Source organism: Paracoccus aestuarii, assembly GCF_028553885.1.
GTDB classification, from domain to species: domain Bacteria; phylum Pseudomonadota; class Alphaproteobacteria; order Rhodobacterales; family Rhodobacteraceae; genus Paracoccus; species Paracoccus aestuarii.
In genome coordinates this window covers 183,934-198,809 of the sequence record NZ_CP067169.1, presented here as the reverse complement: position 1 = coordinate 198,809, position 14,876 = coordinate 183,934, and the positions used below count along the sequence as shown (strand labels likewise).

General features: G+C 69.0%; 14 protein-coding genes, 1 tRNA gene and 1 pseudogene. 8 read left to right on the top strand and 8 right to left on the bottom strand.

The annotated features are described in order from the left end of the window. Positions 1-69: 69 nt before the first annotated feature. From JHW48_RS01000 to dapD, 3 genes are all read right to left on the bottom strand, one after another. Positions 70-648: an exopolysaccharide biosynthesis protein gene (locus JHW48_RS01000; protein ID WP_119886296.1), complete on the bottom strand. Its 579-nt coding sequence runs from the start codon at positions 646-648 to the stop codon at positions 70-72. A 67-nt stretch (positions 649-715) separates the two neighbouring features. After that, on the bottom strand, positions 716-1,171 hold the full coding sequence (locus tag JHW48_RS00995) for a YaiI/YqxD family protein (RefSeq protein ID WP_119886291.1): 456 nt from the start codon (positions 1,169-1,171) through the stop codon (positions 716-718). Then, complete coding sequence (dapD, locus tag JHW48_RS00990) at positions 1,171-1,992, bottom strand: 2,3,4,5-tetrahydropyridine-2,6-dicarboxylate N-succinyltransferase (protein ID WP_119886292.1); 822 nt, start codon at positions 1,990-1,992, stop codon at positions 1,171-1,173. The genes JHW48_RS00995 and dapD overlap by 1 nt, the downstream gene beginning before the upstream one ends. 105 nt (positions 1,993-2,097) lie before the next feature. Here dapD and JHW48_RS00985 point away from each other — a divergent pair, with 105 nt between their 5' ends. Further along, positions 2,098-2,934 carry an LOG family protein gene (locus tag JHW48_RS00985; protein WP_272835686.1) on the top strand — a complete coding sequence of 279 codons (837 nt, stop codon included), beginning with the start codon at positions 2,098-2,100 and terminating at the stop codon, positions 2,932-2,934. Between the two features lie 10 nt (positions 2,935-2,944). Further along, positions 2,945-3,964 carry a ribosome small subunit-dependent GTPase A gene (gene rsgA, locus JHW48_RS00980; RefSeq protein ID WP_119885287.1) on the top strand — a complete coding sequence of 340 codons (1,020 nt, stop codon included), beginning with the start codon at positions 2,945-2,947 and terminating at the stop codon, positions 3,962-3,964. 54 nt (positions 3,965-4,018) lie between these two features. Here rsgA and rlmN read toward each other — a convergent pair whose 3' ends face one another. Beyond that, a complete protein-coding gene (rlmN, locus tag JHW48_RS00975; protein WP_119885286.1) occupies positions 4,019-5,224 on the bottom strand; it encodes a dual-specificity RNA methyltransferase RlmN in 1,206 nt (401 codons plus the stop codon). A gap of 106 nt (positions 5,225-5,330) precedes the next feature. Continuing rightward, positions 5,331-5,852: an invasion associated locus B family protein gene (locus tag JHW48_RS00970; protein ID WP_119885285.1), complete on the bottom strand. Its 522-nt coding sequence runs from the start codon at positions 5,850-5,852 to the stop codon at positions 5,331-5,333. Between the two features lie 149 nt (positions 5,853-6,001). Here JHW48_RS00970 and JHW48_RS00965 point away from each other — a divergent pair, with 149 nt between their 5' ends. After that, positions 6,002-6,988: an asparaginase gene (locus JHW48_RS00965; protein ID WP_119885284.1), complete on the top strand. Its 987-nt coding sequence runs from the start codon at positions 6,002-6,004 to the stop codon at positions 6,986-6,988. A 110-nt stretch (positions 6,989-7,098) separates the two neighbouring features. Here JHW48_RS00965 and JHW48_RS00960 read toward each other — a convergent pair whose 3' ends face one another. Continuing rightward, a complete protein-coding gene (locus JHW48_RS00960; RefSeq protein WP_119885283.1) occupies positions 7,099-7,857 on the bottom strand; it encodes a TSUP family transporter in 759 nt (252 codons plus the stop codon). A gap of 37 nt (positions 7,858-7,894) precedes the next feature. Further along, on the bottom strand, positions 7,895-8,779 hold the full coding sequence (serB, locus tag JHW48_RS00955; RefSeq protein WP_119885282.1) for a phosphoserine phosphatase SerB: 885 nt from the start codon (positions 8,777-8,779) through the stop codon (positions 7,895-7,897). Between the two features lie 123 nt (positions 8,780-8,902). On the opposite strand from serB, the gene JHW48_RS00950 reads away from it, so the two are divergent. After that, positions 8,903-8,976: transfer RNA gene (locus tag JHW48_RS00950), tRNA-Gly, on the top strand. Positions 8,977-9,068: 92 nt separating this feature from the next. Here JHW48_RS00950 and JHW48_RS00945 read toward each other — a convergent pair. After that, a pseudogene (locus tag JHW48_RS00945) lies at positions 9,069-9,929 on the bottom strand (LysR family transcriptional regulator); the annotation flags it as partial. A gap of 136 nt (positions 9,930-10,065) precedes the next feature. On the opposite strand from JHW48_RS00945, the gene chvE reads away from it, so the two are divergent. From chvE to araD1, 4 genes are read left to right on the top strand one after another with little or no spacing between them, the layout of a single operon-like run. Continuing rightward, positions 10,066-11,121 (top strand): multiple monosaccharide ABC transporter substrate-binding protein, encoded by a 1,056-nt coding sequence (gene chvE, locus JHW48_RS00940; protein ID WP_119885281.1) that lies wholly within the window; start codon positions 10,066-10,068, stop codon positions 11,119-11,121. 33 nt (positions 11,122-11,154) lie between these two features. Next, the gene (gene mmsA, locus JHW48_RS00935) at positions 11,155-12,666 is read left to right on the top strand and encodes a multiple monosaccharide ABC transporter ATP-binding protein (RefSeq protein WP_119885280.1); all 1,512 of its coding nucleotides are present in this window, start codon (positions 11,155-11,157) and stop codon (positions 12,664-12,666) included. A gap of 13 nt (positions 12,667-12,679) precedes the next feature. Further along, positions 12,680-13,876, top strand: a complete 1,197-nt coding sequence (gene mmsB, locus JHW48_RS00930) for a multiple monosaccharide ABC transporter permease (RefSeq protein ID WP_119885279.1) — start codon at positions 12,680-12,682, stop codon at positions 13,874-13,876. Positions 13,877-13,878: 2 nt separating this feature from the next. Further along, positions 13,879-14,865 (top strand): AraD1 family protein, encoded by a 987-nt coding sequence (gene araD1 / locus JHW48_RS00925; RefSeq protein WP_119885278.1) that lies wholly within the window; start codon positions 13,879-13,881, stop codon positions 14,863-14,865. Positions 14,866-14,876: the final 11 nt, after the last annotated feature.

Here is a 14,876-nt window from a genome sequence, read left to right as displayed (position 1 = left end):
CGCCGACAGGCGCGGGGGCGGCGCGCGGGCGGGGCTCGATGCCCCGGCCGCGCGCTCCCGGGTCCGGGATCAGGTCACGACCTTCAGGACCAACGTCACAAGCCCGCCGATCGCCATGATCCCCAGCAGCGCGAAGGCCCCGTCCCGCGCCAGCATCCCGAAGGCCAGCAGGCTGACCACCACCCCCATCAGCGACGAGGTGAAGGGCACCAGCTCCAGAAACGGCATGGCCAGCCCGCAGCACAGGCAGATCAGCTCGGTCACCCATCGCATCGGGCGGCGCACCAAGGGCGTCAGCCGCACCTCGGTCACCCGGTCCAGGAATGCCGCCGGCCGCCGCATCCAGTCCAGCGCGTTGCGCAGCGGCGCCCCCGACACCTGCCGCCGCATCAGGAAGCCCGGCAGCCAGACCCGATCGCGCCCCATCAGCATCTGCGCCGAGATCAGCGCGATCAGCAGCCCGCAGATGCTGGAGAACAGTGGCACCCCCGACAGGGGCGACACCACGGCCAGCGCCGGGATCATCAGGTTCGGCGGCAGCGAATCGCGGCCCAAGGCGGTGGTGATCGCCGCCACGCTGACCCGGTCGCCATCGGCGATCTGGCGGACCCGGCCCAGCAGGTCGGTGATGATCATGGCGTCGGACATGCCGGACATTCTCCTTGGGGGCGGGTGACCGCGACCGAACGCCGCGGCCCCCCTGCGGGTTCGCCTGTCAGCCCGCGCGCCGCGCGGCCGTCACCAGCCGGTCCAGCGCCTGCAGGAACCGCGCCCGGTCCGCCTTGCCGAAGGCCGCGCCGCCACCCTGGCGGAACGGATCGGCGGCGCGCAGATCCGCCATCAGGTCGCGCGTGGCCAGGCGGGGCCCGATATTGCGGGCATCCAGCACCTCGCCCGCATGGGTCAGCACCGCCGCCCCCGCCTTGATGCAGCGATCCGCCAGCGGCAGGTCGCCCGTCACCACGACATCGCCCGGCCCGCAATGATCCGCGATCCAGATATCGGCCACATCCGGGCCTTCGGGCACGATCTGCAGCCGGACCAGCGGATGCGTGGGCATCCTCAGGCCGCCATTGCAGACCAGCACCATCGGAACGCCCATGCGGATGGCGACCCGCTCGGCCTCGGCCTTGACGGGGCAGGCATCCGCATCGACGAAGATCGTGGTCATCAGTCGCGCAACAGCTCGTTGATCGATGTCTTGGACCGCGTCTTCGCGTCCACCCGCTTCACGATCACCGCGCAATAGAGGTTCACGCCGTTCTTCGACGGCATCGTGCCCGCCACGACGACCGATCCGGCCGGAACCTCACCATACATGACCTCGCCCGTCTCGCGATCGACGATCTTGGTCGACTGGCCGATATAGACGCCCATGCCCAGCACGGAGCCCTCGCGCACGATGCAGCCCTCGACCACCTCGGAGCGCGCGCCGATGAAGCAGTCATCCTCGATGATCGTCGGCCCCGCCTGCAGCGGTTCCAGCACGCCGCCGATGCCCACGCCGCCCGACAGGTGGACGTTGCGGCCGATCTGCGCGCAGGAGCCCACGGTGGCCCAGGTATCGACCATCGTGCCCTCGCCCACATGGGCGCCCAGGTTCACGAAGGACGGCATCAGCACCGCGCCCTTGCCGATGAAGGCCGAGCGGCGCACGATCGCGCCCGGCACCGCGCGGAACCCCGCCTGCCGCCAGTCATCGGCGGTCCAGCCCAGGAATTTCGACGGCACCTTGTCCCACCAGTTCGCGCCCTGCGGGCCGCCCGACATCTCCTCCATGTCGTTCAGGCGGAAGGACAGCAGGACCGCCTTCTTGGCCCATTGGTTCACATGCCAATCCGTACCGCGCCGTTCGGCGACGCGCAGGCTGCCCTGATCCAGCTGGCGCAGCGTCTCCTCGACGGCGTCGCGGACCTCGCCCCGGGTGGTGGCGCCGATGCCGTCGCGGCCGTCCCATGCGGTTTCGATGGCTTGTTCCAGGTCTTGGGTCATCTTGGCCTCTTGCTGCTGTCGCGTCCGGGTGGAAACTGTTGCCTCAGGGCTATAAGCAGCCGTCAACGCAGGCGCAATCCGCGCAAGCCCCCAACCGAGGCACCGATGACCCAGACCAGAGACGAGGACCGCGCCCATCCGCTGCCCCATAGCACCCAGGACGCCGCCCGGGCCGAGACCATCCCCGACACCCCCCAGACCCGCGCCCCCGCCTACAAGCTGGCCTTCACCGACCGCGATTTCCTGCTGCGCGAGGAGCTGCGCCCCGTCCGCCTGCAGCTGGAGCTGCTGAAGCCGCAGATGATCATGGACGAGGCCGGGATCGAATCGACCGTGGTGATGTTCGGCGGCGCGCGCATCCCCGCCCCCGACGGCAATCAGCGCGATCCGCGCCGCCCGGCCCTGGCCTCGATGTCGCGCTATTACACCGAGGCGCGCAATTTCGGCCGCAAGATGACCGAACGCAGCCTGGCCCAGGGCGGGACCGAGATGGTCATCTGCACCGGCGGCGGCCCCGGCGTCATGGAGGCGGGCAATCTGGGCGCGCAGGAGGCCGGCGGCCGGTCCATCGGCCTGGGCATCGTGCTGCCGCATGAACAGGCGCCGAACCCCTATGTCTCGCCGGAACTGTGCTTCAACTTCCATTATTTCGCGATCAGGAAGATGCATTTCCTGATGCGCGCCCGCGCGATCACGGTCTTTCCCGGCGGCTTCGGCACGCTGGACGAGCTGTTCGAGGCGCTGACCCTGATCCAGACCGGCCGCATGGCGCGGGTGCCGGTGCTGCTGTTCGGGGCGGAATTCTGGGACGGGATCATCAACTGGCAGGCCTTGGCCGATGCGGGCACGATCAGCCCCTCGGATCTGGACCTGATCCGCTATGTCGAGACCGCGGACGAGGCCATCGCCATCATCGAGGCCTGGCCCGCCCCCAAGGGCTGAAAGGACGGCGATGGATCACGACGCGCTGCGGGACCTGGGCTGGGACGCGTTCTTCGCCGACCAGCGGGGCGATGACGAGGATGCGCTGCTGCCGATGCGGGTGGCCTCGGTCCATCGGTCGCGCCTGGTGGCGGAAACCGGGCGGGGGCGTCAGCGGCTGGACCTGCCGCTGCACGCCACCACGGCCGATTACGCGGTGGGCGATTGGGTCCTGGCCGATCCGGCGACCCATGTGGCCCTGCGCCTGCTGGACCGCCGCAGCCTGCTGCGCCGCCGGACCGAGGGCACGGATATCCGCCAGCTGATCGCGGCCAATGTGGACGTGCTGTTCATCGTCACCTCCTGCAATGACGATTTCAATCCGGCCCGGCTGGAGCGTTACCTGGCCGTCGCGAACGAGGCCGGGATCCGGCCCGTCATCCTGCTGACCAAGATCGACAAAGTCGACGACCCCGCCCCCTGGATCGCCCGCGCCCGCGACCTGCAGCGCGATCTGGAGGTGGTGGCCCTGAACGCCAAATCCCCCGAGGCGCGGGACCGGCTGGCCCCGTGGTGCGGGCCGGGGCGGACGCTGGCGCTGATCGGATCGTCGGGGGTGGGGAAATCGACCCTGCTGAACACCTTGGCCGGGCTGACCGCCGATACGGGCCAGGCGACCGGCGCGATCCGCGAATCGGATGCCAAGGGGCGGCACACGACCACCGCGCGGTCGCTGCATCCGGTGGCGGGCGGGGGCTGGGTCATCGACACGCCCGGCATGCGGACGCTGCATCTGGGCGATGTCGCCTCGGGGCTGGACATGCTGTTTGCGGAAATCACCGAGCTGGCCCCCGAGTGCCGGTTCCGCGACTGCACCCATCAGCACGAGCCGGGCTGCGCGGTGCTGGCCGCCGTGGCGGACGGCCGCCTGCCCGCCGAGCGTCTGGACCGCTGGCGCAAGCTGGCCGAGGAGAACCGCGCCAACACCCCCGTCCAGACCGGGCCGCGCGGCAACCGCACGACCCTGCCCCGCGGTGGGAAACGCCGCTGAACGGACGTCGTGGCGGGAAACGCCGCTGACCGGACGACCCGGCGGCGCGCGCCGTCAGCTGGCGGCGGTCTCGGCCGCGATCTGGGCTGCGGATTTGCGGCCGCGTTCGGTCGCGGATTTCAGCTGGCCGCAGGCGGCCATGATATCCTCGCCGCGCGGGGTGCGGATCGGGCTGGCATAGCCCGCCTTGTAGACGATGTCCGCGAAGGCCCGGATCCGTTCGGGCGAGGATCGGCGATAGGGCGCGCCGGGCCATTCGTTGAAGGGGATCAGGTTGATCTTGGCCGGGATGCCCTGGATCAGCTTGACCAGGCGGCGCGCATCCGCATCCGTGTCGTTCACCCCGTCCAGCATCACGTATTCGAAGGTGATCCGTTCGCTGTTGGTCAGGCGCGGATAATCGCGCAGCGCGTCCAGCAGGGTGGCGATGTTCCAGCGCTTGTTGATCGGCACCAGCCGGTCGCGGACCTCGTCGGTGGTGGCGTGGAAGCTGACGGCCAGCAGGCAGCCGATCTCCTCGGCGGTGCGGGCGATCTCGGGGACCACGCCGCTGGTCGACAGGGTGATGCGGCGGCGCGACAGGGACAGGCCCTCGCCATCCATCACGACCTTCATCGCGTCGCGGACATTCTCGAAATTGTAGAGCGGCTCGCCCATGCCCATCATCACGACATTGCTGACCAGACGCGTCTCGTCCTTGGGCGCGCCTTGGACGGGCCATTCGCCCAGATCGTCGCGCGCCAGCATCAGCTGGCCGACGATTTCCCCCGCGGTCAGGTTGCGGACCAGTTTCTGCGTGCCCGTATGACAGAAGGAACAGGTCAGCGTGCAGCCCACCTGGCTGCTGACGCACAGCGTGCCGCGGCCTTCCTCGGGGATGTAGACGACCTCGACCTCGTGGCCGCCGGCGATGCGGACCAGGTATTTGCGGGTGCCGTCGCTGCTGACCTGGCGGGTGACCAGTTCGGGCAGGGCGATGGTGAAATGCTGGGCCAGCAGGGCGCGGTAATCCTTGGCCAGGTTCGTCATGTCCGCGAAATCGCGCACGCCCCAGTGATAGATCCACTGCCAGACCTGGCCCACGCGCATCTTGGCCTGGCGTTCCGGCGTGCCGGCGGCGATCAGCGCGTCGCGCAGCTGGTCGCGCGTCAGCCCGACCAGGTTGATGCGGTCGGTCTGGGGCAGCTTGCGCGGCAGGGTCATGACGTCCTGCGTGATCGGCGCAGACGGGATCGCTGCAGACGGGGTCTGATCGGTCATGGGGATCACCGGAATCGGGAACGGAACGGGGCGAAAGACAGCCACATAAGCAAAGGCGGGCCGGAAATCAACCGGCCCGCCCGATGTCGTCGTCCCGGCGCAGGCCTTATTGGCAGCGCGACCGGGCGGTGTTGGTGGCGGCGGTGATGCCGGTCAGGCTGAACGTGTCCTTGGTGGTCGTCCCGCGCGAGGAACGCCCCGTCACCACGGCCGAGGCCCCGGCCCGCAGCGCGCCGATCAGCGCCTCGTCATCCGAGGGGCTGCCGGTCCAGGCGCTGTCGCCTTCGGTGAACAGGTTGAAGGTGCGCCCGCCCACATCGACCTCGACCGTCGAATCGGGGGCGAAGGGATAGCCGCCGCTGAAGGAGACCTCGCCGTTCTGACCCGGACGATAGGCGACATAGAGGCGGATGTCGCCGCGCGCCACCTCGACGGTCTGGCCGTCGCGGGTGTTCTGGGTGGACCGCGGCGGCGACACGGCCCAGCATTCGCGCGGATTGTCCGCGGCAAAGACGGTCCAGTCGCCCTCGGTGGCCACGACGTTGCTGGATTCCTGCGCAGACGCCGTGCCCAGCCCGGCGATAAGGACAAGGCTGGCGCCGATGCTGCGCAGCGTGGTGATGGTCATGCTCTGGCCTCCTGCCATTCATTTCGCCGGCTCATGCGGCGTTTTTCCCGATTGCTGTGGTCTTTTCAACCATCTGTCGTCAGGATAGCAAAATTCGCGGCCCCGAAAAGGCTGCGGATGCAATATCGCGCAATTGTCAGGGAAAGACCATGCGCCCGGCCGAAATGATCGAACTGTGGCGCGGCGACCTGCGCGAGAGCCTGCATCGCGGCCATGCCGTGATCTGCGACGCCCATGGCGTGGTCGAGGCCTGGGGCAATCCGGGCCAGGTGATCTATCCCCGGTCGTCCTGCAAGATGATCCAGGCCCTGCCCCTGATCGAGAGTGGCGCGGCAGATGCCGCGGGCCTGACCGCCCGCCAGCTGGCCCTGGCCTGCGCCAGCCATTCGGGCGGGGCCGCGCATGTGGACGGGGTGGACCGCTGGCTGGCGGGGCTGGGCCTGGCCGACGACGATCTGCGCTGCGGCTGCCACATGCCCCGCGACCGGGTCGAGAACCGCCGCCTGACCTGCGCCGATCTGGCCCCGCGCCAGGCGCATAACAACTGTTCGGGCAAGCATGCGGGCTTTCTGACCCTGAACCGCCATCTGGGCGGCGGGCCGGATTACGAACGCCCCGACCATCCCGTCCAGCAGGCCGTCCGCCGCGCCTTCGAGGAGGTCACGGCAGAGGACAGCCCCGGCTTCGGCATCGACGGATGCTCGGCCCCCAACTGGGCCTGCACGGTCGAGGGGCTGGCCCGCGCCATGGCGCGCTTTGCCAATCCCGGCCCGGACGCACGGGGCCGGGCGATGCGGCGGCTGGTGGATGCGATGCGCGCCCATCCCGACATGGTCGCGGGCGAGGGCCGGTCCTGCACCCGGCTGATGGGCGCGATGGACGGCCGCGTCGCCGTCAAGACCGGGGCCGAGGCGGTCTTCGTCGCGATCCTGCCCGAACAGGGCCTGGGCGTCGCGCTGAAGATCGAGGATGGATCGACCCGCGCCAGCGAGGCCGCGATCACCGCCATCCTGACCCATCTGGGCGTGCTGGACGCCGCCGAACCGGCGGCGCGCGACCTGCTGGGCGGGCCGATCGCGAATTGGCGCGGCATCGCGACCGGCGCGCTGCGTCCGGCGGCGGGATTTCCCGGCTGACCGTCACGCAATCGACGCATCCGCATGGTCTTATGGCGCTGCGGAATGTCCCCCCGTTCCGCCCCCTGTCCCGGCCCGGCGCCCCTTGGCAGAGCGGGCGCCGGCAGCCGTCACAGCATCTGCCAGATCAACCGCGCCGCCAGCAGGGTCGATGTGACCACCAGCAGGGGCTTGATCAGCCGCGCCCCCACCCGCGACGCCAGCCGCGCCCCCAGCCAGGCGCCCGCGATCTGCGCAGCCCCCATCGCCACGCCCAGCATCCACAGCGGCTGGCCGACCAGCGCAAAGGCCCCCAGCCCGCCCAGGTTCGACGCGAAGTTCAGCAGCTTGGTATGCGCCGTGGCCTTCAGCACCCCGTATCCCGCCAAGGTGACGAAGCCGATCATGTAGAAGGCCCCCGCCCCCGGCCCCATCAGTCCGTCGTAAAACCCGATGAAGGGCACCACCGTCAGCGCAAAGACCAGGGGCGTCAGCCGCCGCGTGCGGTCCAGATCGTCCAGCCCGGGCTTCAGCGCGAAGAACAGCGCGATGCCGATCAGGATCACCGGCAGGATCAGGCGCAACCCCTCGGTCGGCACCGCGCTGACCAGCAGCGCCCCCCCGGCCCCCGCCGCCCCGGCGACCAGGGCGGACCGCCACTGGCTGCGCAGATCGACCAGCCCCCGCGCGGCATAGCTGATGGCCGCCGTGCCCGCGCCAAAGACCCCCTGGACCTTGTTCGTGGCCAGGGCCTGGGCCGGCGGCACCCCCGCCAGCATCAGCACCGGCAGAGTGATCAGCCCCCCGCCCCCGGCGATGGCATCGACGAAGCCCGCGGCGAAGGCCGCCAGCATCAGCAGCATCACCAGATCCAGCGTCAGGTCGAACATGGCGGGCGCCCCTTCGCGGGAATGGCCGATGGGGGCGTCACAGCTCGGGGGTCACGAAATCGTCCTGCGCGAAGCCCTGCAGATAGAGCAGCGCCGTCAGGTCGCCGTGATTGATGCGGATCTGGGCCTGGGCCGCGACCGCGGGCTTGGCATGCAGCGCGACGCCCGCCCCGGCCAGCTGGATCATCCCCAGGTCATTGGCCCCGTCGCCCACCGCGATGGCGTTCTGCGGCGTGGTGCCCAAGCGGGCGGCGATCTGGGTCAGGGCATCGACCTTGGCCTCGCGCCCCAGGATCGGCAGGACGACGTGCCCGGTCAGCCGCCCGTCCTGGGCGGCCAGGGTATTGGCGCGGTGTTCGTCAAAGCCCAGCATCCCGGCCACGGCCTCGGTGAAACTGGTGAACCCGCCCGAGACCAGCGCCGCATAGGCCCCATGCGCGCGCATCGTCGCGACCAGCTGCGGCCCGCCCGGGGCCAGGGTGATGCGTTCGGCCAGCACCTGGCCGATCACCGATTCGGGCAGGTCCCGCAGCAGGGCCACGCGCTCGGTCAGCGCCTGGTCGAAATCCAGCTCTCCGTTCATGGCGCGGGCGGTGATGGCGGCGACGCGGGGGCCGAAGCCGGCCATGTCGGCCAGCTCGTCGATGCATTCCTGGCCGATCATGGTGGAATCCATGTCCGCGATCAGGATGCGCTTGCGCCGGCCCCCGGCGGGCTGGATGGCCAGGTCGATGCCGATGGTCTGCAGATCGGCCCAGACCTGGTCGGCATCGGCGGGGGCGGTCATCATGTCGAATTCCGCGGCGATCCCCGGGGCCAGCCAGCGCGGCGCATCGCCCCCCCATTGCCGCGCCAGCCCGCCGGCCAGGTCCGCATCCAGGTTCGCCGCGACGGGCGATGCGATCAGCGAGACGGTGAACATGGCGGCTTGGTCCTTCCAGCGGGTCCCCTTGGCCGCGTCCTAGGCCAAAGCCGCGCCCGATGCCAGAGGCCCCGCATCCGCCCCTTGACCGCCCGCCCGGGCTGCGCTAGGCAAATCCGGCCTGCGGGTGTAGCTCAATGGTAGAGCAGAAGCTTCCCAAGCTTACGACGAGGGTTCGATTCCCTTCACCCGCTCCAAGTCCCCCGACATCGCCGGTTGCCAGGCTGACCTCCTCGATCACCGCCTCGCGCATGCGGCGGGCCAGGCGCGAGAGCGGGCGGCGGCGCAGGTTCAGCAGGTAATAGGGCTCGACCCGGATCTCGCGCGGGTGGGGCAGCAGCGCGATGCCCGCGCCCACGGGCGGGCGCGACAGCAGCAGCGCGACCTCCTCGGAAATGGCGGCGATGGCGTCTGACTGGGCCAGATAGGCGATGGTGAACAGGATCGAGGGGCTGTCGACGATGTTGCCCGGCCCGGGCAGGCCGACCGCGGCGAAGGCCTCGCGCGTGGCCTCGCGGATAGGCGCGCCGCGGCTCTGCATGATCCATTCGCTGTCATGCAGGTCCGACAGGCCCACCCGCGGCACGCCCGCCAAGGCATGGCCCGCGCGCACGCAGAAGCTGACCTTTTCGTCGCGCATCGGCAGGATCTCGAAATCGCGGCTGTCATGGTCGGGCAGGATCCGGGCCAGCGCGAAATCCATCCGCCCTGCGACCAGCTGGTCCAGAAGATCGCGTGAGGGCATCACCTCGACGGTGATCTGGGCGCCGGGCGTGTCGGACTTGATGCGCCGGATCGCGCGGGTCAGATAGCCCACCGCAGGCCCGGTCACCGCCCCGATCCGCACGGCCCCTGCCCGCCCGCCGTTCAGCGCGCGCACGTCATCGGCCATGGAATGCATCTCGCGCAGGATGATGCGGGCGCGGCGCAGCACGCCCGTGCCGATCTCGGTCGGGGTCATGCCCTTGGGCTGGCGCAGGAACAGGGGTGCGCCCAGCTGACGCTCGATCTCGGCCAGCATGCGCGATGCGGCGGGCTGGGTCATGGCGCAGGCGGCGGCGGCGCGGCCCAGCTGGCCGCCATCGGCGATCTCCAGCAGCAGGCGCAGCTGGGCGGGCTTCAGAAAGGATCGGGCGGGCGGGTGCGACATGACGATTCCGGTATGCAGATGGTCTGGAATGTCATTTTCCCGATATGACCGCGCCGCGATAGGGTCATGCTGCGAAACCGGGGGAGCGGGTCGCGCAAGGGCCTTGGCACCGGGGCCGTCCGTCAGGGAGGATATCATGAAGATCACAACCGCAGCCGTCGCTCTGGCGATCGGCACGTCATGGCTGGCCTTCGGGGCCGCCGCGCAGACCGTGGGCATCGCGATGCCGACCCAGTCCTCGGCCCGCTGGATCGACGACGGCAACAACATGGTCCGCCAGTTCCAGGAAGCCGGCTATCAGACCAACCTGCAATATGCCGAGGACGACACCCCCAACCAGCTGGCCCAGGTCGAGAACATGATCACCCAAGGGGTGGATGTTCTGGTCATTGCCGCGATCGACGGCACCACCCTGTCCAACGCGCTGGCCAATGCCGCCGCATCCGACATCCGCGTGATCGCCTATGACCGGCTGATCCGCGACACGCCAGATGTGGATTACTACGCCACCTTCGACAATTTCAGCGTGGGCGTCGAACAGGCCAATTCGCTGGTCCGGGGGCTGGAGGAACGCTTTCCCGACCAGTCGCCGTGGCATGTCGAGCTGTTCGGCGGCAGCCCGGACGACAACAACGCCTATTTCTTCTATGACGGGGCGATGTCGGTCCTGCAGCCGCTGATCGATGACGGCCGCATCACCATCCCCTCGGGCCAGCAGGGGATGGAGACGGTCGGCACGCTGCGATGGGACGGGGCGGCCGCGCAGGCGCGGATGGATAACGTGCTGTCGGCGAACTACACCCAGGAACGGGTGCATGGGGTGCTGTCGCCCTATGACGGGCTGTCCATCGGCATCCTGTCGTCGCTGAAGGGCGTGGGCTACGGATCGGGCGACCAGACCATGCCCATCGTCACCGGCCAGGATGCCGAGGTCCAGTCGGTCAAGTCGATCCTGGCGGGCGAACAGTATTCCACCGTCTTCAAGGACACGCGCGAACTGGCCCGGGTGACCGTCGGCATGGTCGATGCGATGCTGCAGGGCACCGAGCCCGAGATCAACGACACCGAGACCTATGACAACGGCGTCAAGGTCGTCCCCTCGTTCCTGCTGGAGCCGGTGGGCGTGGATCAGTCGAACTGGCGCGAGGTGCTGATCGACAGCGGCTATTACACCGAAGACCAGATCAACTGAGATCGCGGGCGCCGGGACGGGAGAGGGGACGCGATGGGCGCGATTCTGGAAATGCAGCGCATCGGCAAGTCCTTTCCCGGCGTCCGCGCCCTGGACGATGTCAGCCTGACCGTGGCCGAGGGTGACATCCACGCCATCTGCGGGGAAAACGGCGCGGGGAAATCGACGCTGATGAAGGTGCTGTCGGGGGTCTATCCCCATGGCAGCTATGACGGGCGGATCGTCTTCGACGGCCGGGACGCCCGGTTCCGGTCCATCCGCGACAGCGAGGATCTGGGCATCATCATCCATCAGGAACTGGCGCTGATCCCCCAGCTGACCATCGCCGAGAACATCTTTCTGGGCAATGAACGCGCCCGGCGCGGGGTGATCGACTGGCCCGACACCTTCCGCCAGACCCGCGCCCTTCTGGACAAGGTGGGGCTGCTCAAGCCGCCCGGCGCGCGGGTCGACACCCTGGGCGTCGGCCAGCAGCAGCTGGTCGAGATCGCCAAGGCCCTGTCGCGCAACGTCCGCCTGCTGATCCTGGACGAACCGACCGCCGCCCTGTCGGAAAGCGACAGCCAGGCCCTGCTGGACCTGCTGCTGGAGCTGAAATCCCAAGGCGTGACCAGCATCATCATCAGCCACAAGCTGAACGAGGTCCGCCGCGTGGCCGACCGGGTGACGGTGATCCGCGACGGATCGACCATCAGCACGCTGGATGCCGCCGGCCTGACCGAGGACCGCATCGTGCGCGACATGGTGGGCCGCGACATGGCCCATCGCTACCCCGAACGCGAACGCCGCGCGGGCGAGGTGGTGTTCGAGCTGCGCGACTGGAACGTGGGCCATCCCGAACAGCGCGACCGCCGCGCGATCCGCGATCTGTCGATGCAGGTCCGCGCGGGCGAGGTTGTGGGCATCGCGGGCCTGATGGGCGCGGGTCGGACCGAACTGGCCATGAGCGTCTTCGGCCGCAGCTGGGGGCGCGACATATCGGGCACGGTGCGCATGCATGGCAAGGTGGTCGACGTGTCCACCGTGGACCGCGCCATCGCCGCCGGGCTGGCCTATGTGACCGAGGACCGCAAGACCCTGGGCCTGATCCTCGACGAGACGATCCGGCGCAACACCATCCTGGCGAACCTGCCCGCCGTCTCGGCCCATGGCATCGTCGACGAACGGCGCGAGACCGAGGTCGCCGAACGCTATCGCCGCAGCCTGCGCATCCGCACGCCATCCGTGTTCCAGAAGGTCGTGAACCTGTCGGGCGGCAACCAGCAGAAGGTCGTCCTGGCCAAATGGCTGTTCACCGAACCCGAGCTGCTGATCCTGGACGAACCGACCCGCGGCATCGACGTGGGCGCCAAATACGAGATCTACACCATCATCAACGAGCTGAGCCGCGCGGGCAAGGCGGTCATCCTGATCTCGTCCGAGATGCCCGAGCTGTTGGGCCTGTGCGACCGGATCCACGTGATGAACGAGGGCCGCTTCGTGGGCGAACTGTCCGCGGACGAGGCCAGCCAGGAAGCGATCATGTCGCTGATCGTCAGGGAATAAGGGGGAACGCGGCATGGACCGGACCGAGACCACCGCACAGGCCGACCGCATCGGCATCGGTGCCTATATCGCGCGGCATATCCGCGAATACGGGCTCTTGTTCGCGCTGATCGCGATCATGGCCTTCTTTCAGATCGTGACCGGGGGCGTGCTGCTGCGCCCGGTCAACATCACCAACCTGTTCCTGCAGAACAGCTATATCATCATCATGGCGCTCGGGATGCTGCTGGTGATCGTGGCGGGGCATATCGATCTGTCGGTGGGTTCGGTCATGGGGTTCATCGGCGCGCTGGCGGCGGTGATGATCGTGACCCACGGCCTGCCGGTCTGGCTGGCCATGGCGATCTGCATCGTGACCGGCATGGCGATCGGCGCGGTGCAGGGCTACTTCGTGGCCTATTGGAAGATCCCGTCCTTCATCGTCACCTTGGCGGGGATGCTGGTCTTTCGCGGGCTGTCGCTGTGGCTGCTGTCGGGCCAGTCGGTCGGGCCCTTTCCGCAGGAATTCCAGGCCCTGTCGACGGGCTTCGTGCCCGACCTGCTGGGCGTGGGGCGGCCCAATGCGCTGGCCATGGCGGTGGGCGTGACGGCCACGGCGCTGATCCTGTTGCTGGGCCTGCGGGGGCGGGCGCGCAATGCCCGCTTCGGCATCGATGACGAACCCTTCGGTCTGTTCCTGGCGCGCAATGCCATCGTCGCCGCCGCGCTGCTCTTCGTGACCTGGAAGCTGGCCTGGTTCCGCGGGCTGCCCAATGTGCTGGTCTCGATGGTGGTGCTGACGGTGGTTTATGTCTTTCTGACCGAGCGCACGACCCTGGGCCGGCGCATCTATGCGGTGGGCGGCAATGCCAAGGCCGCCAAGCTGTCGGGGATCCGCACCGAAAGGCTGACCTTCCTGACCTTCGTGAACATGGGCCTCTTGGCGGCGCTGGCCGGGCTGATCTTCGCCGCGCGGCTGAACACCGCCACCCCCCGCGCGGGCTTCGCGGTCGAGCTGGACGTGATCGCCGCGGTCTTCATCGGCGGCGCCTCGATGTCGGGGGGCGTGGGGCGCATCGTGGGGGCGGTGGTCGGCGCCTTCATCATGGGGGTGATGAACAACGGCATGTCCATCATGGGCATCGGCATCGATTACCAGCAGGTGATCAAGGGCCTGGTGCTGTTGGCCGCCGTCTTCTTCGACGTCTACAACAAGAACCGCGAGGCGTGACGATGCTGTTGTCCCAACTGATGCTGCTGGACGGATCCCGGGCGGTGGCGATGCGCCTGGACGGCCAAGCCCGCCTGGTGCCCGGTGCCGTCTCGATCCGCGACCTGGCGCTGGAGGCCTTGGCCGCGGGCCGCGACCTGGCCGCCCAGATCGCCCTGCGGGGCGAGGGTGCGCCTGTCGATCTGACCGGGGCGCTGCGCGACGGGCGCGTGCTGGTGCCGGTCGATCATCCCGACCCCGCCCATATGCACCTGACCGGCACCGGCCTGACCCATCTGGGCAGCGCCGCCACCCGCGACGCGATGCACCAGACCGCGGATGCGCAGATGACCGACAGCATGCGGATGTTCCGCATGGGCCTGGAGGACGGCAAGCCCGAGGCCGGGCGCATCGGCGCCCAGCCCGAATGGTTCTGGAAGGGCAACGGCCATGCCGCTGTGCCCCCCGGCGCGCCCCTGGCATCGCCCGGCTTCGCCCTGGACGGCGGCGAGGAACCCGAGATCGCGGGTCTCTATCTGATCGCGCCCGACGGGCGGCCGGTGCGCTTGGGCTTTGCCTTGGCCAATGAATTCTCGGACCATGTGACCGAGCGCGGCAATTACCTGTGGCTGGCCCATTCCAAGCTGCGCCCCGCCAGCTTCGGCCCCGAGATGCGGGTGGGCCCCCTGCCCGATCATGTCCAAGGCACCAGCCGCCTGATCCGCGACGGCCGCACCCTGTGGGAAAAGCCCTTCCTGTCGGGCGAGGCGAACATGACCCACAGCCTGGCCAACCTGGAACATCACCATTTCAAATATGACCTGCACCGCCAGCCCGGCGACGTGCATGTGCATTTCTTCGGCACCGCGACCCTGTCCTTCGCCGACGGCATCCGCACGCAGCCGGGCGACCGGTTCCGCATCGACTGTCCCGATCTGGGCCTGCCGCTGGAAAACCCGCTGACACGGCTGGATGACGGCCAGACCGCCATCGCCGTCGCCGCCCTGTGAGGACCCAAAGC